This is a genomic window from Pseudomonas sp. GW823-FHT02F05, from assembly GCF_058797315.1.
The window spans coordinates 14,747-34,688 of record NZ_JBXAJM010000001.1; the positions used below are offsets into that span (position 1 = coordinate 14,747).

General features: G+C 59.3%; 10 protein-coding genes. 5 read left to right on the top strand and 5 right to left on the bottom strand.

Annotated features, from left to right (window positions below; translation table 11 throughout):
• The first annotated feature begins 64 nt into the window (after positions 1 to 64).
• From eprS to AC1RAC_RS00080, 3 genes are all read left to right on the top strand, one after another.
• Positions 65 to 3,022: an autotransporter serine peptidase EprS gene (eprS, locus tag AC1RAC_RS00070; RefSeq protein ID WP_492615969.1), complete on the top strand. Its 2,958-nt coding sequence runs from the start codon at positions 65 to 67 to the stop codon at positions 3,020 to 3,022.
• Positions 3,023 to 3,227: 205 nt separating this feature from the next.
• The gene (locus AC1RAC_RS00075; protein WP_054898111.1) at positions 3,228 to 6,335 is read left to right on the top strand and encodes an autotransporter serine protease; all 3,108 of its coding nucleotides are present in this window, start codon (positions 3,228 to 3,230) and stop codon (positions 6,333 to 6,335) included.
• A gap of 192 nt (positions 6,336 to 6,527) precedes the next feature.
• Positions 6,528 to 7,952: a polyurethane esterase gene (locus AC1RAC_RS00080; RefSeq protein ID WP_054898112.1), complete on the top strand. Its 1,425-nt coding sequence runs from the start codon at positions 6,528 to 6,530 to the stop codon at positions 7,950 to 7,952.
• Between the two features lie 120 nt (positions 7,953 to 8,072).
• On the opposite strand, the gene AC1RAC_RS00085 is transcribed toward AC1RAC_RS00080, so the two are convergent.
• Positions 8,073 to 8,297, bottom strand: coding sequence for a YgdI/YgdR family lipoprotein (locus tag AC1RAC_RS00085; protein ID WP_003191162.1), 225 nt, complete (start codon positions 8,295 to 8,297; stop codon positions 8,073 to 8,075).
• 189 nt (positions 8,298 to 8,486) lie between these two features.
• Here AC1RAC_RS00085 and AC1RAC_RS00090 point away from each other — a divergent pair, with 189 nt between their 5' ends.
• Positions 8,487 to 10,133, top strand: a complete 1,647-nt coding sequence (locus AC1RAC_RS00090) for a VRR-NUC domain-containing protein (protein ID WP_492615970.1) — start codon at positions 8,487 to 8,489, stop codon at positions 10,131 to 10,133.
• Positions 10,130 to 12,388: an ATP-dependent DNA helicase gene (locus AC1RAC_RS00095; protein ID WP_492615971.1), complete on the top strand. Its 2,259-nt coding sequence runs from the start codon at positions 10,130 to 10,132 to the stop codon at positions 12,386 to 12,388. Before AC1RAC_RS00090 ends, AC1RAC_RS00095 begins: the two co-directional genes overlap by 4 nt.
• A 9-nt stretch (positions 12,389 to 12,397) precedes the next feature.
• On the opposite strand, the gene AC1RAC_RS00100 is transcribed toward AC1RAC_RS00095, so the two are convergent.
• The 4 genes from AC1RAC_RS00100 to AC1RAC_RS00115 form a co-directional block, all read right to left on the bottom strand.
• Positions 12,398 to 14,155, bottom strand: coding sequence for a hypothetical protein (locus tag AC1RAC_RS00100; RefSeq protein ID WP_492615972.1), 1,758 nt, complete (start codon positions 14,153 to 14,155; stop codon positions 12,398 to 12,400).
• A 77-nt stretch (positions 14,156 to 14,232) separates the two neighbouring features.
• Positions 14,233 to 16,029, bottom strand: coding sequence for a hypothetical protein (locus AC1RAC_RS00105; RefSeq protein ID WP_492615973.1), 1,797 nt, complete (start codon positions 16,027 to 16,029; stop codon positions 14,233 to 14,235).
• Between the two features lie 58 nt (positions 16,030 to 16,087).
• Entirely contained in the window at positions 16,088 to 18,304 is a 2,217-nt protein-coding gene (locus tag AC1RAC_RS00110) for a hypothetical protein (protein WP_492615974.1), read from the bottom strand.
• Positions 18,305 to 18,346: 42 nt separating this feature from the next.
• Positions 18,347 to 19,834, bottom strand: coding sequence for a hypothetical protein (locus AC1RAC_RS00115; RefSeq protein ID WP_314543691.1), 1,488 nt, complete (start codon positions 19,832 to 19,834; stop codon positions 18,347 to 18,349).
• Between the last annotated feature and the right edge of the window lie 108 nt (positions 19,835 to 19,942).

The following is a 19,942-nucleotide window of genomic DNA, read 5'->3' on the forward strand; positions in this document are numbered from 1 at the left end:
CACTCCAGCGGGAGCAAGCTCCCTCGCCACAGGGCAGGGAATAACAATAATAGGGAGTGTGCACATGATCACCGATTCACCGCGTTTCAAACCCTTCACCGCAGGTTCCTTGCTCTTGCTGTCCGTTGCGGCACAGGCGCAATACACCGAGACCGGCCAGCCGGGTAACCCCGCCAGTTGGCGCTCGGCCGAGTACCAGAGCGACTGGGGCCTGGGCCGCATGAAAGCCGATGAAGCCTACGCCGCCGGGATCAGCGGCCAAGGCGTGAAAATCGGCGCGCTGGACTCAGGGTTCGATGCCAATCACCCCGAAGCCTCCAAAGACCGTTTCCACCCGGTCACTGCCACTGGCACCTATGTCGATGGCAGCGCCTTCACCACCACGGGCGCGCTCAACCCGAACAATGATTCCCACGGCACCCACGTCACCGGCACCATGGGCGCCGCCCGCGACGGCGTGGGCATGCATGGCGTGGCCTACAACGCGCAAGTTTTTGTGGGCAACACCAACGCCAACGACAGCTTCCTGTTCGGCCCCACCCCTGACCCCAAATACTTCAAGACCGTGTACACCGCTTTGGTGGACTCCGGCGTGCGCGCCATCAACAACAGCTGGGGCAGCCAGCCAAAGGACGTCAGCTACCAGACCCTGGACAACATGCACGCGGCGTACGCCCAGCATTACAACCGTGGCACCTGGCTGGACGCGGCAGCGGACGTGGCCAAGGCTGGCGTGATCAATGTGTTCAGCGCCGGCAACAGCGGCTATGCCAACGCGAGCGTGCGCTCGGCCTTGCCGTATTTCCAGCCGGAACTGGAAGGCCACTGGCTTGCCGTGTCCGGGTTGGATAAGGCCAATAACCAGAAATACAACAAATGCGGCGTCGCCAAGTACTGGTGTATTTCTACCCCCGGCGCGCTGATCAACAGCACCATTCCTGACGGGGGTTATGGGGTCAAGTCCGGCACCTCGATGGCAGCGCCCCATGCCACCGGCGCGTTGGCGCTGGTGATGGAACGTTATCCCTACATGACCAACGAGCAAGCCTTGCAGGTGCTGCTGACCACCGCCACGCAGCTCGACGGCTCGATCACCCAGGCGCCCAATGCGATTGTCGGCTGGGGTGTGCCTGACCTGGGCCGGGCGATGCATGGCCCTGGGCAATTGCTCGGGCCTATGGAGGTGAACCTGGCCGCCGGGCAGGGCGATGTGTGGAGCAATGGCATCTCCGACCAGGCGCTGCTTCAGCGCCAGGCCGAGGACCGCGCCGAACACACTGCCTGGCAGCAAACCCTGATCGACAAGGGCTGGCAAAACGGCGTCGGCGCGACTGCCAGCCAGCAGGACCAGACCGACTACGCCATCGGCAACGCCCGCGACCAGGCCGCCGCCAACCGCGTGTACGAGGGCAGCCTGGTCAAGGCCGGTGCCGGTAGCCTGGTGCTCAGCGGCGACAGCACCTATCGCGGCGCGACCCTCGTCAACGGCGGTCTGCTGGCCGTCAATGGCTCGCTGGCTTCGGCAGTGACGGTGAATGACAGCGGCACCCTCGGCGGTTCCGGGCGTATTGCCGCGTTGTCTGTAAACAACGGCGGCCGTGTGGCCCCGGGCAATTCCGTGGGCACCTTGCAAGTGGCAGGGGACGTAAACCTCGGCGCCGGCTCTACCTATGCCGTGGAGCTGACGCCCACCAGCAGTGACCGCATTGTTGCCGGCGGCCAGGCGGTTCTGGGCGGCGGCACGGTCACGCTGGCGCTGGAAAACAGCCCGACCTTGCTCAGCCAGAGCCAGGCCCAAAGCCTGATTGGCCGGCAGTACTCGATTCTCGAGGCGGCGGGCGGTATCCAGGGCCAGTTCGGGCAAGTGCTGCCCAACTACCTGTTCCTCGGTGGCACCCTCGACTACGCCGCCAATGCCGTGCAACTGAATGTTGGGCGCAATGGCGCCAGCTTCGCCAGCGTCGGCGCCACCCGCAACCAGCGCAACGTTGCGGCGGCGGCCGAGCAATTGGGCGCTGGCAACCCAGTGTATGAAAGCCTGCTGCAGTCGCAGTCAGCCGCCACCGCCCAGCAGGGTTTGCAGCAACTGTCCGGGGAAATCTACCCCGCCGTGGGTGCGATGCTGATCAACGACAGCCTGCAACTGCGTAATGCCGTGGGCGAGCGCCTGCGCCATGTGCCAGTGACAGGTGAAAGCAACCTGTGGCTCAAGGCGCTGGGCGCCTGGGGCAAGACCGACAGCCGCACTGAAACGGCGGGTTCCACCACCTCCATCGGTGGCTTGTTGGCCGGCGTGGATGGCGCGCTGGATGAGCAGACCCGCGTGGGTGTGGTCGCCGGCTACAGCGACAGCTCGCTGAATATGGGCAGCGGTACCCATTCATCGGCGTCCATCGACAGCTACCACTTTGGCGCGTACGCCGGGCGCGAGCTGGGTGACTGGCGCCTGAGCGTCGGCGGTGCCTACAGCTGGCATCGCGGCGACGTGAAGCGCGACCTGCAATGGGGTGATGTCAGCGGCAAGCAAAAAACCAAGCTGGACGCGACCACGGCGCAAGTCTTCTCCGAAGCCGCGTACCGCATCCGCCTGCAAGCGGTGGCCCTGGAGCCGTTCGCCAACCTGGCCTATGTGCATCTGAACAGCGAGTCCTTCCACGAAAAAGGCGACGCCGCTGCCCTGGAACGCGGCAGCGACCGGCGTGATGCAGTGCTCAGCACCCTTGGCGTGCGTGCCCTGAAAACCCTGGCCCTCAATGACCACCAGCAACTGGACCTGTCCGGTTCGTTGGGCTGGCAACACAGCCTGACGGCGGTGGAGTCCGAAGAGCACCTGGCGTTTGTCGCAGGCGGGCCTTCATTTGCGGTGCGCAGTGCACCGTTGCTGCGCGATGCCGCCCTGGTGGGCGTGCAGGCCAGCCTGGCGCTGAATGCATCGACACGGGTCAACCTGGATTACAACGGCCAACTGGGTGGGCGCGCGAAAACCCAGGGCGTGGGCTTGAGCCTGAACTGGCAGTTCTGAAGACACCGCGAACCTGATCGTTCCCACGCTCCGCTGATCGTTCCCACGCTCCGCGTGGTAACGCCTCTTGTGACGCTCCGCGTCACGCTTTGGGACGCAGAGCGTCCGGGGCCGCATTCCCACGCGGAGCGTGGGAACGATCAGCGGCGGTGTTCTGGAGAAAGTGATTTACACACGTGCAATAAGAAAACTAAGGAAGGTCACCGTGAAAAAACGCAAGTCAGGGTTAACTACCGCCATCCACACAGGCCCGGGCTATCCGCTCAAGGCGCTGAGCTGCGTGCCATACGGCGCGTTGCTGTGTTGCCTGGCAAGCCTGGGGACCGCCCAGGCTGCACCCTATGTGGAAACCGGCAAACTGGGCGACGCCGCCAGCTGGCGCAGCAATGAGTTCAAGGCCGACTGGGGCCTGGGTGCCGTGCACGCCGACACCGCCTATGCGGCCGGCTATACCGGCAAGGGCGTCAAGCTGGGGATCTTCGACCAGCCGGTGTATGCGCCACATCCGGAATTCGCCAGCCCCAACAAAGTGGTGACCATTGTCACCGAGGGCATCCGCCAATACACCGACCCGTATATCCCGGTGAAGGCCGGAGATGCTTTCCGTTACGACGGCACTCCGTCCCTGGGCTCCAATGGCAAGCTGGGCAACCACGGCACGCATGTCGGCGGGATTGCTGCGGGTAACCGCGATGGCGGGCCGATGCATGGCGTGGCGTTCAATGCGCAAATCATCAGTGCCGAAAACGGTGACCCGGGCCCGGAAGACGGAATTATCCTGGGCAACGATGGCGCGGTGTACAAAGCCGGTTGGGATGCGCTGGTTGCCAGCGGCGCTCGCATCATCAACAACAGCTGGGGTATTGGCATCGGTGATCAGTACGCCAAGGGCGGGCGCGATCCGGCGTTTCCCAATTTCACCGTCAACGAAGCCCAGGCGCAATTCAATACCATTCGACCGATCCTCGGCACAATCGCAGGGGGGGCTTATCAAGGCGCCATCGATGCGGCCCGCAGCGGTGTGCTGACCATCTTCGCCGCGGGTAATGACTACAACCGTAACAACCCGGATGCCATTTCCGGACTGGCGTACTTTGTGCCGGAGATTGCCCCGAACTGGCTGTCGGTGGCCGCGTTGCAGCAAAACCCGGACACCGCAAGTGCCAACCCCTATGTGATCAGCACCTTCTCGTCGCGCTGTGGCTATGCGGCAAGCTTTTGCGTATCGGCGCCCGGCACCAAGATCTACAGCTCGATCATCAACGGCACCAACCTGGACAACCTCACCAACGACTACGCCAACTTCAACGGCACATCCATGGCCGCGCCTCACGTAGCCGGCAGCGCAGCGGTGCTGATGGAACGCTTCCAGTACATGAGCGGCGACCAGATCTCCACCGTGCTCAAGACCACCGCCACCGACCTCGGCGCGCCGGGCATCGACTCCCTCTATGGCTGGGGCATGATCAACCTGGGCAAGGCGGTCAACGGCCCAGGGATGTTTATCACCGCCGAGGATATCCCGGCCGAGTTCCGTATCGACGGCGCCTACGGCAGCGGCCAGTTCGTGGCGGACCTGCCGGGCGTCGGCGCGGTGGTGGATGCCGGCAAACCCACCCAGCGTGTGTGCGATGACTTGCACTGCGGGCGGGATGTGTGGAGCAACGACATCTCGGGCCATGGCGGCCTGACCAAGCAGGGCATCGGTACCTTGGTGCTCACCGGCGCCAACACCTACAGCGGGCCGACGCTGGTCAACCAGGGCTTGCTGGCGATCAACGGTTCGGTCACCTCCGACGTCACTGTGAGCCAGAGCGGCGTGGTCGGTGGTTCGGGGCGTATCGGTTCGCTGAGCGCGAAAAGCGGCGGTACTGTGGCACCGGGCAATTCCATTGGCACCTTGAACGTGGCGGGCAACGTCAACTTTGAACCGGGCTCGACCTATGCGGTAGAACTGTCGCCCACCAGCAGCGATCGTATCGTCGCGGGCGGCACGGCCACCCTCAACGGCGGCACCGTGACCCTGGCCCTGGAAAACAGCCCGACCTTGTTGAGCGCGCCCCAGGCCCAAAGTCTGATCGGCCGCCAATACAACATCCTGCAAGCGGCAGGTGGCGTCACCGGCAGCTTCGCGGCAGTGGTTCCCAACTACCTGTTTGTCGGCGGTACCTTGAACTATGCCGCCAACGGCGTGCAGCTGGATGTGGCACGCACCAACAGCTTCGCCAGTGTGGCCGCCACGCCGAACCAGCGCGCCGTGGCCGCAGCCGTCGAGCAATTGGGCGCGGGCAACGGTGTGTATGAAAGCCTGCTGCTGGCACCCACGGCCGCTTCGGCCCAGGGCGCGTTTCAGCAACTGAGTGGGGAAGTCTACCCAGCGCTGGAAACCGCACTCGTCAATGACAGCCGCTACGTACGCGAAGCGGTGGGCGAGCGTCTGCGCAATGGCGAGATGGGCGCTACCAGCCAAGCCATCGACAGCCGTGGCAACGTGTGGGTCAAGGCATTGGGCGCATGGGGCAAGACCGACAGCCGCAACGACACGGCGGGCTACACCACCTCTATCGGCGGCATGCTCGCCGGTGTGGACGGCGCCGTCGATGAGGCCACACGCATTGGCCTGGTGGCCGGTTACAGCGACACGTCGTTGAACATGGGCAGCGGCACCCACAGCCGCGCCTCGGTCGACAGCTACCATTTCGGCGCCTATGCCGGGCATGAAATCGGCGCCTGGCGCCTGAGTGGCGGCGCGACCTACAGCTGGCACCGCGCCGATGTCAAACGCGACCTGCAATACGGCGATGTCAGCGGCAAGCAAAAAGCCAAGGTCGATGCCCACAGTACCCAGGTGTTCACGGAAGCGGCGTACCGCATCAACCTGCAACCACTGGCCCTGGAGCCGTTCGCCAACCTGGCCTACGTGCACCTGGCAACTGACAGCTTCAAAGAGAAGGGCGACGCCGCCGCGCTGAGAAGTGGCGACGACAGCCGTGACCTGGTGCTCAGCACCCTGGGTATGCGGGCCTTGAAGACCCTCAATATCAACGACCATCAGCAACTGGAAGTCTCCGGCACCCTGGGCTGGCAGCACAACCTGAGCAGCACCGATTCGGAGCAGCACCTGGCGTTTGCCTCGGGCGGCCCTTCGTTCACGGTGGAAAGTGCGCCGATGGTGCGCGATGCGGCGTTGGTCGGGGCACGGGTCAGCCTGGCATTGAGCAAGGATGCGCGGGTGAACTTCGATTACAACGGCCTGCTGGCCAGCAAGGAGAAGGTGCACGGTGTCGGCTTGAGCCTGGATTGGGCGTTCTAAAGGCCAGGTGCAGTTGGTTGTGGCGAGGGAGCTTGCTCCCGCTCGGGTGCGCAGCGCCCGCAAGTTTTTGGGGCCGCTGCGCAGCCCAGCGGGAGCAAGCTCCCTCGCCACGCAAGCTCGCTCCTACAGGTGGTAACGGATAACAGGTGTTTTGGCTTTCTCTACAAATCCAACAACAGAGAGGCACTACCAATGGGTATCTTTGACTATAAAAACCTCGGTACCGAGGACTCCAAGGCGTTGTTCGCCGATGCCATGGCGATCACGCTGTATTCCTACCACAACCTGGATAACGGCTTTGCCGTCGGCTACCAGAACAATGGCCTCGGGCTGGGGTTACCGGCCACCCTGGTCAGCGCGCTGATTGGCGGCAGCAATGCCCAAGGGGTCATCCCCGGGATCCCCTGGAACCCCGACTCGGAAAAAGCCGCCCTTGAGGCGGTGCAAGCAGCCGGCTGGACGCCCATCAGCGCCAGTACCCTGGGCTATAGCGGCAAGGTCGATGCACGCGGCACCTACTTTGGCGAAAAATTCGGCTACGGCACGGCGCAGGCCGAGGTGCTGGGCAAGTACGATGACGCTGGCAAGCTGCTGGAAATCGGCATCAGTTTCCGCGGCACTTCAGGGCCTCGGGAAAGTGTGATCACCGACTCCATCGGCGATGTGATCAACGACCTGCTCGCCGCCTTCGGGCCCAAGGATTATGCCAAGAACTACGCGGGGGAGGCTTTTGGCGGGTTGCTCAAGAACGTGGCGGACTACGCCACTGCCCAGGGCCTGGGCGGCAATGACGTAGTGGTCAGCGGCCACAGCCTGGGCGGCATGGCGGTCAACAGCATGGCCGACTTGAGCGACAGTACTTGGTCGGGGTTCTATAAAGACGCCAATTACGTGGCCTACGCATCGCCGACCCAGAGCGCCGGCGACAAGGTGCTTAACGTCGGTTATGAAAACGATCCAGTATTCCGAGCCCTGGATGGCTCGTCATTCAACCTGTCGTCCCTGGGCGTGCACGACAAGGCCCACGAATCGAGCACTGACAACATTGTCAGTTTCAACGATCACTACGCCTCATCCCTGTGGAACGTGCTGCCGTTTTCCATCCTCAACCTGCCCACTTGGGTTTCGCACTTGCCCACCGGTTACGGTGACGGCATGACCCGTATCCTCGACTCGGGGTTCTACGAACAGATGACCCGCGACTCCACGGTTATCGTCGCCAACCTGTCCGACCCGGCACGGGCCACCACCTGGGTGCAAGACCTCAACCGCAATGCCGAGGCGCACAAGGGCAATACCTTCATCATCGGCAGCGACGGCGACGACTTGATCAAAGGCGGCAGGGGCGCGGACTTTATAGAAGGTGGCAAGGGCAATGACACCATCCGTGACAGCAGCGGGCACAACACGTTTTTGTTCAGCGGGCAGTTTGGCAATGACCGGGTGATTGGCTACCAGGCGACGGACAAGCTGGTGTTCAACGACGTGGCGGGCAGCACCGATTACCGCGATCACGTCAAGGTGGTGGGCGGGGATACAGTCATTGGCTTTGGGACGGATTCGGTGACGCTGGTGGGTGTGAGCAGTCTGTCGGGGGAGGGGATAGTCATCAGCTAACGCATTCGGTGTGGGAGCTGGCTTGCCTGCGATGGCGGCGGTCGAGACAGCCATGCGGTGACTGAAAAATCGCTATCGCAGGCAAGCCAGCTCCCACATTTGATGGGTTTTGCTAGATGATCATTTTTCCTTACGCACCGTGGCCACATCATCGGCCTTGATACGAATACGCTTGCCGGCAATATCGGTGAACTCGTAGAAGCCGTCGGCGGTCTTGGCGTTGGGCGTGTCCTTGGTCAAATACTGCGTGCCGTTCTGCAAGGTCACCACGGTTTGCGTGGAGCAACCGGCCAATACCAGAAAAGTGAGTGCAACCAGTGGCAGACCCAAATTCTTCATGTTCATAACCCTTACCTTTAACCCTGAAAAGTCCCGCAGCGTCTGCTTGCGGGGCCATAAATATTACGCGATCAACCCACTCATCAGATTGTTTTTTTGCAAAAAGTTGCAGGCGCCATTTATCTATTACTGATTGCAACAACGGCTTTGCCCCGGCACTCTGTATGCATAACCAGTATTTGATTGCATTGCACCATGGCCAACCCCCTCGAAGACCCCTTGTATTACCTGCATAACTTCCGCCAAGTGCTGGTTTGGTTGGGGCAACGCTACGCCGATTTGCTCAATGCGCACGAACAGCAATTCATTCAGCAATTTGACAGGTTGCCCCAGGCCTCCCAGGCGTTGTTGGTGCGCATGGTGATGCGCAAGGGCGTGCATTTTCGCGCCACTAAACTCCATTACCAGGAAATCGGTTGCCCCCATGCGGCGGCGGGGCCATTGCGTGAGCTGGGATGGGTGGAGGATCAAAGCCCGCTGCCGTTTGCCACCCTGTTCGCGCTGCTGCAAAAGAGTGAATTGCTCGGTGCCTTCAAGCCTTGTATCGACCAACCCAAGGGTAACAAGGCCGACTGGCTTGAACCCTTGGCCGCGCAATTTACCGAGCCGCGCAGCTTTGCCCAGTGGTGCCCCGACGTGGACGACGCGCTCTACAGCCTGACGGTAATGGAGTTGTGTGATCGCCTGCGCCTGATGTTCTTCGGCAATCTGCACCAGGACTGGTCGGAATTCGTGCTGGCAGACCTGGGCATCTACACCTATGAAAAAGTCGAGTTCTGCGCCGAGTCGCGTGGGTTACGCAGCCGGGACGACGTGCATGGGTTCCTGTTCCTGAACCAGTGCCAGCAAGCCTTTGAAGCCGGTGAAGCGCTGGATACGGTGTTGGCGCAGGTCGCCACGTTGTGTACCGACAACCCCTGGCTGGAAAAGCGCCGCGCCAAGCTGTTGTTCCAGATCGGCCAGTATTGCGAACGCTGCGCCGAACTGGCGCTGGCCGAACAGATTTACCGCGGTTGCACGCACCCCGGTGCCCGGGCGCGGCTGATTCGCGTACTGGAGCGCCAGGAGGATTACGCCCAAGCCATGTCCCTGGCGACCGAGGCACAACAGGCCCCACACAGCGCCGCCGAACACCAACAGCTGCTAAGGGTAGTGCCGCGCCTGCGGCGCAAACTTGGCGGGCCGGCGCTGCCCAGGGCCAAGCCCCAAGCGGTGGCGCGCCTGGACCTGGCACTGATGCAGGAACCGCTGCTGTCGGTGGAATCCAGTGTGCTGGCGCACCTGAGCGAACCGGATGCGCCCGTGCATTACGTCGAGAATGGCCTGATCAATTCGCTGTTCGGCTTGCTGTGCTGGGAGGCGATTTTCGCCCCGCTGCCGGGGGCGTTCTTCCACCCGTTCCAGCGCGGGCCGGCGGACTTGCACAGCGAGGACTTTTATCAACGCCGAGAAGCCTTGTTTGCCGCGTGCTTTGCACAACTGGAGGATGGTCGCTACAAGGCTAGCATCCGCCAACACTATGTAGAGAAATGGGGCATTCAGTCGCCTTTTGTGTTCTGGAACCTGCTCAACGAAGAACTGCTGGAGCAAGCCCTGGCCTGCCTGCCCGCCGAACACTTGCGCCATTGGTTTGCGCGCCTGTTGCAGGATATCCGTGCCAACCGTGCCGGGATGCCGGACCTTATCCAGTTCTGGCCCGCACAAAATACCTATCGCATGATCGAGGTCAAAGGCCCCGGCGACCGCCTGCAAGACAACCAGTTGCGTTGGCTGCAATTCTGCGGCGAGCACCAGATGCCAGTCACTGTCTGCTACGTGCGCTGGGCGGAGCAACCCGCTTGAGTTACAGCGTGGCCGTGCGGGCGTTGTGTGAGTTCACGGCCAAGGTCGGTGACCTCGACCTGCGCTTTACGCCGTCGCCCAGCGCCCAGGAAGGCATCGTCGGCCATCGCACGGTAGCGTCACGGCGCAATGCGCACTACCAGAATGAAGTGGCGCTTGAAGGCGAGTACCAGCAACTCAAAGTACGGGGCAGGGCGGACGGCTATGACCCGGACAGCAACCGCCTCGAAGAGGTGAAGACCTACCGCGGCGACCTCGCTGCCCAACCCGCCAACCATCGGCAGCTGCACTGGGCCCAGGTCAAAGTGTATGGCTGGCTGATGTGCCAGAAGCTCGGGCTCAGTGAGATCGACCTGGCGCTGGTGTACTTCGATATCGTCGGCGAAGGCGAAACCGTGCTCAACCAGCGATTCGATGCGCCAGGCCTTGAGCAGTTCTTCAACCAACAATGCGCGCTGTTCCTGGACTGGGCCCGGCAAGAAATGCAGCATCGCGCGGCACGCAACGCTGGCGCGCAGAGCCTGGCATTCCCCCATGCCGACTTCCGTTCCGGGCAGCGCACCTTGGCCGAGTCGGTCTACAAAGCGGTGAGTACCGGCCGGTGCCTGATGGCCCAGGCGCCCACCGGCATTGGCAAGACCATCGGCACTATCTTCCCGCAGCTCAAGGCCTTGGCGCCGCAGCAACTGGACAAGGTGTTCTTCCTCACCGCCAAGACGCCCGGGCGCAAGCTGGCCCTGGATGCTGCGCAGGTGTTGTACGACAGCAGCCCCGAGCTGTCACTGCGTGTGCTTGAACTGGTGGCCCGGGACAAGGCGTGCGAACACCTGGACAAAGCCTGCCACGGTGACTCCTGCCCGTTGGCCAAGGGCTTTTACGACCGCCTGCCTGCCGCCCGCCAGGCCGCGTCCCAGGTGCGCCTGCTCGATCAACGCAGCCTGCGCAACGTGGCGCTGGCTCATCAGGTTTGCCCGTACTATTTGAGCCAGGAAATGGCGCGCTGGAGCGACCTGATCGTCGCCGACTACAACTATTACTTCGACTTTGGCGCGATGCTGTTCGGCCTCGCCCAGCTCAACCAATGGCAGGTCTCGGTGCTGGTGGATGAAGCCCACAACCTGGTCGAGCGAGCCCGCTCGATGTACAGCGCCAGCCTGGATCAATACAGCCTCAAGACCGTTCGTGACAGTGCACCCGAGGCGCTGAAAAAACCCTTGCAGCGCCTCAACCGTGAGTGGAACGCGTTGCACAAGGATCAACTGGCGCCTTATCAGGCCTACGCCGCCAAACCCGACAAACTGCTCCAGGCCCTGAGCCTGTGCACCAGCGCCATGGGCGATTACTTCAACGATCACCCCGATGCCCTCAACGGTGACCTGCAAGCCTTCTACTTCGACGCGCTGCAATGGGCCAAAGTGGCGGAGCTGTTTAACGAGCACTTTATTTTCGATATCACTAAGCGCTCGTTCACCGCCAAGCGCAGCAGCTCGACCCTGTGCCTGCGCAACGTGGTACCGGCCGAGTTCATCCGGCCCAGGCTGACCGCTGCGCGCAGCAGCGTGTTGTTTTCCGCGACCTTGAGCCCACGGCACTATTACGCCGATTTGCTGGGCCTGCCAGCGGACACCGCCTGGGTCGACGTTGAATCACCGTTCAAGGCCGAGCAGTTGCAGGTGAGCATCGTTGAGCGGATCTCCACGCGGTTCGTGCATCGCCAGGCATCGCTGGAACCCATCGTGGCATTGATCGCCCAGCAGTTCGCCGCGCAACCGGGTAACTATCTGGCGTTTTTCTCCAGCTTCGATTACCTGCAACAGGTCGCGCAGCTACTGGCTGAGCGACACCCACAGATTGCGCTGTGGCTGCAATCCCGAGGTATGGCCGAGGCCGAGCGCCAAGCCTTTCTCGACCAGTTCACCCCACACAGCCAGGGCATCGGCTTTGCGGTACTGGGCGGAGCGTTCGGCGAAGGCATTGACTTGCCCGGCGCGCGCTTGATCGGCGCGTTTATCGCCACCCTGGGCCTGCCCCAGCTCAACCCGGTGAACGAGCAGATGAAACAGCGCATGGGCGCAATTTTTGGCGCGGGGTACGACTACACGTATCTGTACCCGGGTATTCAAAAAGTCGTGCAGGCGGCGGGGAGGGTGATTCGCAGCCAACAGGATCGGGGGGTGGTGATGTTGATTGATGATCGGTTTGGGGAGCAGCGGGTGCGGCAGTTGTTGCCGCGCTGGTGGACGCCCGCGCATTGACACTCGTCTTTATTGGCCCTTTATCCATACCAGCAGCTCAGAATACCGAGTGGGTTGGCCGCTACGGCTAAGGCTGTAGAACACCTTCACGATCTCGCCATGCTTGAGGTTTTTCACTGAAATCGGAATAGACAGTGCCAGGCCGGCTGTTTCTGGAGTCAATGTTGTGGGCACCGAGGTCCTGACGTGGCTGCTCATCCATTGCAAGGTCAGGATATCGCCGGGCACTGTTTCGGTGAACGGCAGTACGACGCTCACTTGGTGCTCAACCGTCGAGCCTTCAACTCGCGCCTTTGGCAATCGTCCGAGCGGCTCACCGACCTGTAATCGCAAACGTTGCGACGCACGGCCAGAGGCATGATCGGCACGTTCGTAGTACAGCTCGGTGAGTTGGTGATTAAAACGCCTGATCTGCTTACCTTCGATCCTGAACACCAGGATACGATCCTCAGGGAGGGTGAGCAGCGTGTATTCCTGGGTGTAGATCGTCGAGCGGCCTACCCACACCAGGCGTATTGGGACCGAAGCATCCCATCCATCGGGCGCTATCATGGACACTGTAACCTGGGCGAGAGTGGGGTCCAGATAGCCTGCCGAGGCCTCCAGAACCTGAGGCGCACGCCATGGGCTGGCGGCACCGCGTATGTTCAGTCGAACCTTCTTCGAAACCCGCCAGTCATCGGTTCTCGCCTTTTGCAGGCTACAAGACAAGAACGAAATACCACCTCCCAGCGCCTTGAGCCTTTCATTGGGGATATTGAATGCCATGAAGCTATTGGTGCGTTCGACCACTTTCTCCTCGCGGTAGGGCACCGGGATGTTCTCCGCGTCTCGACCCGCCCAGTCCAGAAGTACGCGATCACCTTTACCGAAGACCTCGGGGTGAAGAAACAGCAGGACCTTCTGCGGCTTATCGCCCAGCTTTTTCAAGTCAACGATCTCGCCTGGTTGTTCAATAAAAGGCGCCTCCAGTGGTCGGGTGCCAAGGTCAACCGCCACCGTCTGGGTCGGCGACCAATTGGCGTCCGACTCAGGGTCATAGATTGGATAATTGCCAACGGCGTCGATGACTTGCATCGCCATTTTCAGGTAAGGGTCGCTGCCGGCATCGAGGATGACCTGGGTGGGAACCGTGATCTGGAAGCCCCTGTTAACCTCCTCGCGGGTGACCACATGGGTGAAGAGTTCTTTGCCCCAGGCAAATCGGCACGTGTCATACACTTCCATATTCTCGTAAGGCTGGACCTCCAGAATGACCCCCGATATAGCCCTCTCACGATCGACCACGGCACCCGCTTCGATATCCTCAGGTAAAAAAACTACCAGTCCTTGATGTCCGGGAACGTCCGAATTCGGGTCGCGTTCACCGGGGCGGTTGAGTTTGATCCGCAATATGAGGCTATTGGAGTCGACGGGGTCGGCAGCAGGCTCTTCCACCGTGCAATACACCTTGGCCATTGCCGGCAGAATGCTCTCTTTTCGCATCGTAAGGAGATAAACCAGGTCATTCACGTTGCTGTCGTCGATGATCAGGTAATCCTCCGGTGTCGGGCCGTTCCAGTACAGATACAGCACGGTGTCCAGCGCGAACGTTTGCTGAGGGGATCGAAAAAGTTGGGGGGTGAGGTCATATTCGACGTGCCTCAGGCCAATGCACGCATCCGGCACAGTATCTTCAGCGATAGGCCTGCCCAGATTCTGGATAAACAACTCAGGTTGGTCACCCGTAGTTGAACCGCCAGCTTTTTTTTCAGAAGCACGAGGCATTATGAAGTTCTCCACGGTTGAGAGAGCGTTGCCAATCGAGGTACACACTTCAGCGTTGAGCGTGATGATCACACCTGCTAACTGTTTTCACCGCCATCTATGCCGCGACGCGCAATCCGCAGTGTGACGACTTTGGAATAGCGGTGCGCAGTCCCGTTCAAGCTGACTTGCCAATAGACTTTTACGAGGCGGTTGAGGTCTTCCAGCACATAGTGGGCGGGTACTTTGATCCGTACATCGCCAGGGGTTTCTATGTACTTGAGCATTTCAACGCGGTTACTCGGGCCGTACCAGTGCAAGCGAACCTCCCGGCCTACTGGTGGGGAAGGGATAGTCACCCAGACACCGTCACCTATCAGGTCCGGGTCGAGTTGATGCCCGATGACCTTGTCGACGACGGGGGCCGCCATGGTGGCCCACCGCTCACCTACTTGCAGGGGCTTGCGCGCTGAGACCCCCAGCGAGACCCCCTCACTGTTGTTGGCTTCGTAGTACATCTGTGAAGGGCGGCCCACGAACCGCTTGGTCTGTTCTGCCGGTAGTACGAACTCAATGGCGCCGTGCTCAGGGCGTGCGCCGGCATTACAGCTAGAGCGGTATTCCACGGTGCCTTCAGGGTCAGGTAATACCCAGACCAGGGTGATCAGGTCTTGCGGTCTCCAGGCGGCTTGATAAGGCACGTAGACATAGATGTCGACTTCGGTAGCTCGTGTGTCGGCAAAGGGCATAGCCTCGTTCAGGTACGGCGCAGGCCACTCCACATCCGCGCCTTCGATACTCACATAGGCTGCTTGCGAATACATCTCCATTGGCTGGACGTATTTGTGCAGTACGTAATGGAGTTTGGCGTGGCCATGGATCAGGTTCGCCATAAATGCATAGGGGACCTCGAAGTCAAAAATACGGTTGGTCCTGTCCACTGTTTGTTTTTTACTATGGGTGGATAGCTCCCCTTGGGCGTTGGTTGCCGTGAAAAAGAACTCCAAGGTGTCTTGTCGCTCGAAATAATCGGGTGAGGCAAACACAGAAGCGATCAGCGGTTTGCCCTGCAACTTATCCAGATCAATTACCCCGGTTTGCGGGTCAACCTCTGTAAAAGGCTCTCTCAAAATGTCCCGCTGGGCATACACAAGCACTTCGCTGGGCGCCGACCAACGTGCGGCGGGCTCGGTAAAGTTACCCGTTGGCCCACGTACTTGCAGCCGCACGTTCAGCCCTATGGCGTCGCGGGCGGCCATGATTTTCGCGTAAGGCACCACAAGGTGTATCTCGCGGCCGAGGTCTGTGACGCTCACGGAATAAGTGATCTGCTGATCCCCCCAGCACAGCCGGATGCAGTCACCTTCCGCCATGTGAAGGTAAGGCATGAGCGTGATTTCGATCCCTTCGCGGGCTCGCTCTTCGCTGACACCGTTAACCAGCACATCGTCAGGCAGGTAAATAACCAGCCCTTGGTGTCCCGGTTTACCGGGATCCGGATCATTGCCTGCCGGTATATCGAGATTGACCCGCAAGCGCAGAGGGTGGGTTGATACGCCGGTATGGTTGATACGGCATACGAGCGGGTCTAGCCATTTAGGCTTGATACTGCCCTCGGGCAGGAGAATCGGCAGCCATTCACTCTGGACGTCAGCGGGCATGACAAAGGTGTGAGCAATTGGAATTACTTGGTCGTTGCTAAACAGTTCGAACAGCTGTCCGGGATATGTATGGGCCCCTTTCTTAACGTAGACAAGCTGCGGTGTTTCGATATTTCTGAGTCCCAGATTACCGTCAATCTCGGTATTGCCAGGTGCTGCTGGGTGTAGTCCTGGAATGTGAAGTTCACCCAGCTCAGCAACGGGCTGGGGATTAGCGGGAATGGCCGGGGACATGAGTGTGACTCCTTTCTAAAATACCTGTTAGGGTTCTACAAAGACAGTTTTGTACTTGTTAAATAAGTCTGAAACGAATCTCACCCATTTCAGTGTCGTTGCCATCGGGCGTTGCAACATGAGAGTTAATGTAAAGCGTGAGTTCTGTACTGTTGGCAGTCACATTGCCAATGAGTGTCTGAAAGTTTCTCAAATCTGTAATCGAAGTTTCAGATGTCACCGCCCCCTGTGAAGTGCTCAACGAATAAATTGGAACTGAAAACCGCCCATCAAATCTTCTGATCTTTATACTGAATTGATACCGTTGTCCGATATGCAAATTGCTAAAAACCTGACTGAAAATTACACCGGCTTTGTTATTTTGAGCATAAGTATAGTTATGGAAGACCGTGTAACTGCCGTAGACTCTGAACGCCTTGTCACGAGGATCACTCAGCGCGGGGCCATATCTCCACCCATTAATGTTAGCATTGTGAAAGTCAGTAATATGGTCACGCCCCTCGCGAATGTATAGCACGCTAATTGGCGAAAAGCGTCTAGGGACATTGGCCCTGACCAAGTTATATTTGATCCTCACTGACTCATTCAAATTATCAATGACAAAATTGCGCGGGACGGGAATGACCAGCGTCGCGCCTTCCTGCTCCTTGGTCACCGTGACGGGCACTGATGTGCTCGTGACACTGCCCTCCCAATCCAACGTTACAAGGTCATTCTCCAGGCTATCGGTAAGTGGAATAATTACGTTCACATGGCCGTCAACATCATTGGGATCCAAGTAGTTACCCCATGCTTGTTCCACTTCCACGGCAGGTAATGTTCTGGCCGGCTCGCCAACGTGAATCGGTAAGCGTTGCGACTGACGCTCGGGCTTTAGGTCGATACGCTCGTAATACACTTCGACAGGCAACGTGTTGAAACGTCTGACTTGATCGTTCGGCACGGTAAACGAAACTACTCGGTCAACCGGAAAAGGATCTAGATAAAACTCTTCTGTAAAGTTAACCGAATGGGCTGCCCACACAATGCGCAGTTTGGTTGCGGTGGTCCAGCCATCCTGTACGTTGAACTTCATCGTGGCAATGGACGTTGGCTCCAGCTCTCCACCGGGGGCTTCGACAATGCACGGTGCAGGCCATTCGGGAACGTTACCTGTAACCGTGACACGCACTTTTCTCGATGGCAGCCATTTGTCGTCCCGGTGCTTGTAAAGGCTGTAGTACATGATCACCGTACCCATCGCGACCGCACGCACCCATTCATTCGGGATGTCGAACTCTTCGATAACATTGGTCAGTACGACAGATCTTTCCTCCGAGTGGAAAAAGGGCACATTTTGAACATCGCGCCCCTCCCACTCAAACGCGATTGTATCGCCCCGCTCAAAAAAATCGTTATCGACAAACACCTGGACTGTCTGGTCTGCGGCTCCCAACTCGTCAAGGTTCACGTCCTCCCCGGCCTGCTCCAGGAAGGGTGGGCGCGGGCGTAACAAGCCGAGGTTGACCTCGACGCGCTTCTTCTCCGACCAATTCGAGGCTGAATTGGGATCAGCAGGGTAGTTACCGCCCACATCCCTGATCTGCATGGCCACCGGCATGTTCACGTAGTGGGGGTTTTCGAGGATATCCTCAAGGGATATCGTCATCTCAAATTCACGCCCCACTTCACTGGCCGTCACCACTTTTTCGACAATCTTTGAGCCCCACGCAATACGGCAGGTATCCCACTCAGCCATATATTCCCAGGGCTGAATTTCAAGCGTCACACCCCGTTCCGCCCTCGCCATGTCTACGTGGCTACCGGCTTCCAGGTCGGGCGGCAGGTAAAATACCAGGCCTCGATGACCGCTTTCAGAGTGCTGGTCGGGATCGCCAGGGCGGTTGCGTTTTACCCTGAGCTTGAGCGGCTTGGTTTTGGACGTGTTGCCGCTGGGGCGCCTGATGAGGCAATAGACTTCGGCCCATTCCGGCAGGATCTGTTCCTTATCCACCATCAAGCTGAAAAACCGATTGCCCTGGTTCTCCGGTTGGATGATGAGATAGTCCACGGGCGCATGAGGGTTGTTCCAGATCAGGTAGATCTCGGTGTCCAATACCTGATCGGGAAACCCCAGGAGCAGCACCTCCAGGTCATGTTCGACGTGTCGCGCGCCGAGGGCACCGTCGGACTCGGTATCCCCTTCGACGGGAGGCGTTATACCGCTGATCAAGACTGGGCCCAGATCGTAGTCTTCGAGGGGGGTGCCTGTCTCTTTTATCGTTTTGCCGGTCATTGCTCTATCTCCAGGGCAAGGTTTTCGGGAGGGCAGCAGTTTTTACTTAACTACCGGCGCCCCAATCTGCACTGGCTGACGTATCGATTCGTTCAGGTCCCTGCTGCTGGCCAGAATGTTTGCGGATTCATAAACGTAGTAAAGGTCCGGCGTCGTGCCATTGAATTTCAACAGCCCGTCATACGGAATCAGGCGTCTGATCGGCACCCCCTCGGGCACCTGGCCGACCGTGAAGGGGTCATCGTAAATGATAAGGTCGTGGCTGCCCGGCACCTCATAACGCATGATCAACATAAGCTTGTCGGTGGGTTGGCGCCAGGCGTACCACGGGATCTCCACGGCGGCGCCATTGACGGGAATTGGGTTGACCACATGAGAGGGGTAGCGCAAGAACATCGGCGGCTGTAGCCGGACAAGGGCATCCTGCACCGCTGCAGAGGCAAACTTCGAGTAACCCACCCTGTCGAGCCCTTTGAGCAAGATAAAGCTGACCTCGACCTTGCCGCCGGCGCAGGCTCGCACTTTGTCATTAGGTATATGGAAGTCATGGGGCCTGCCAGCCGCTGTAATCGGAACGTATTCCTCGTGCAGCACCACGCCCCCCAACTTGGGGTAACCCCGGTAAGTGGCAAAATACGTGTGTCCTACAGGCCCCTCCCACGGGTAGGTGAAAAGCTGCATATGCAGGTCCTCGCCGGCGAGTGATTCAAGATCGATGACACCGGGGAACTGCTGTTGCACGAAGATAGGTGCTTCCAAATTCGCGGTACCAATATCCACCAGCACCGGAATATTTCTTGAGCGGGGAGTGGACACGTTGCGCACTGCGTCGACGACTTGAAAACTCACTAAACGGTTAGTGCCGTTTCCGACGGCGACAATTTGATCGCGGTTGAGTTTTATCTCGGTCCGCAGGCCTACCCCCGTCACTTGCTGACGCGGCGGAAAATAGTTGCCGAATTGGGCCTCAATCACATCCAACTCATGCATGTTCGGGTAAGGATCAAAGGTAATAGTGACACCTCGACCGGCCTGTATTTCTCGGATCTCTAAGTCAGACAGCGTGAAGTTGAGGGCAGAATGACCTGATTCCATCTCATCCATGTCGCGGCCCGCCGGCATGCTTCTCTTGACCATTAATGTCAGTGGATAGGAGGCATCATTATCCGGTCCGCCCTCATACAGCACCTTGTACTGCAGTATCACATCGCCCTCAGGCAGGTCATTGTCCGAGATAGCGAATGAAAAACTGTTTCGCTGTTCTTCTCCAGGCAACAGGGTTTTCTCGGCAAGGACCTTCACCCCTCCGGCAATGGACAGCACTTGGATCTTATCCTTGGGCTTGGCCGACCAGTTTTTATCCACTGCAACGGTCAATCCTCCGGCCAACAACCACTGCGCGATACCACCGTCATAGCCTTTAAACGCTGGGGACATCCCTGGAATCCGCGGGGTGTCAAGAAACTTGGGTTTTATCGACGACACCTTTTTGCTGTTAGTGGTAGCCGGCTTGCTGTTTTTACTAGACATGGCGTTCTCCGGGTAGGACGTAGGCGAGCATTACAGGATGCTGTTCCTGAGCGTGTAGATATCAAACACCTGTGAAGAAGAACTTGGCTACTGTCAAAATTGACAGGT

Excerpts from the sequence above, each read along its gene's own strand:
- eprS (WP_492615969.1), top strand. The coding sequence starts at position 65 with ATGATCACCGATTCACCGCGTTTCAAACCCTTCACCGCAGGTTCCTTG.
- AC1RAC_RS00080 (WP_054898112.1), top strand. The coding sequence starts at position 6,528 with ATGGGTATCTTTGACTATAAAAACCTCGGTACCGAGGACTCCAAGGCG.
- AC1RAC_RS00085 (WP_003191162.1), bottom strand. The coding sequence starts at position 8,297 with ATGAACATGAAGAATTTGGGTCTGCCACTGGTTGCACTCACTTTTCTG.
- AC1RAC_RS00090 (WP_492615970.1), top strand. The coding sequence starts at position 8,487 with ATGGCCAACCCCCTCGAAGACCCCTTGTATTACCTGCATAACTTCCGC.
- AC1RAC_RS00100 (WP_492615972.1), bottom strand. The coding sequence starts at position 14,155 with ATGCCTCGTGCTTCTGAAAAAAAAGCTGGCGGTTCAACTACGGGTGAC.
- AC1RAC_RS00105 (WP_492615973.1), bottom strand. The coding sequence starts at position 16,029 with ATGTCCCCGGCCATTCCCGCTAATCCCCAGCCCGTTGCTGAGCTGGGT.
- AC1RAC_RS00110 (WP_492615974.1), bottom strand. The coding sequence starts at position 18,304 with ATGACCGGCAAAACGATAAAAGAGACAGGCACCCCCCTCGAAGACTAC.
- AC1RAC_RS00115 (WP_314543691.1), bottom strand. The coding sequence starts at position 19,834 with ATGTCTAGTAAAAACAGCAAGCCGGCTACCACTAACAGCAAAAAGGTG.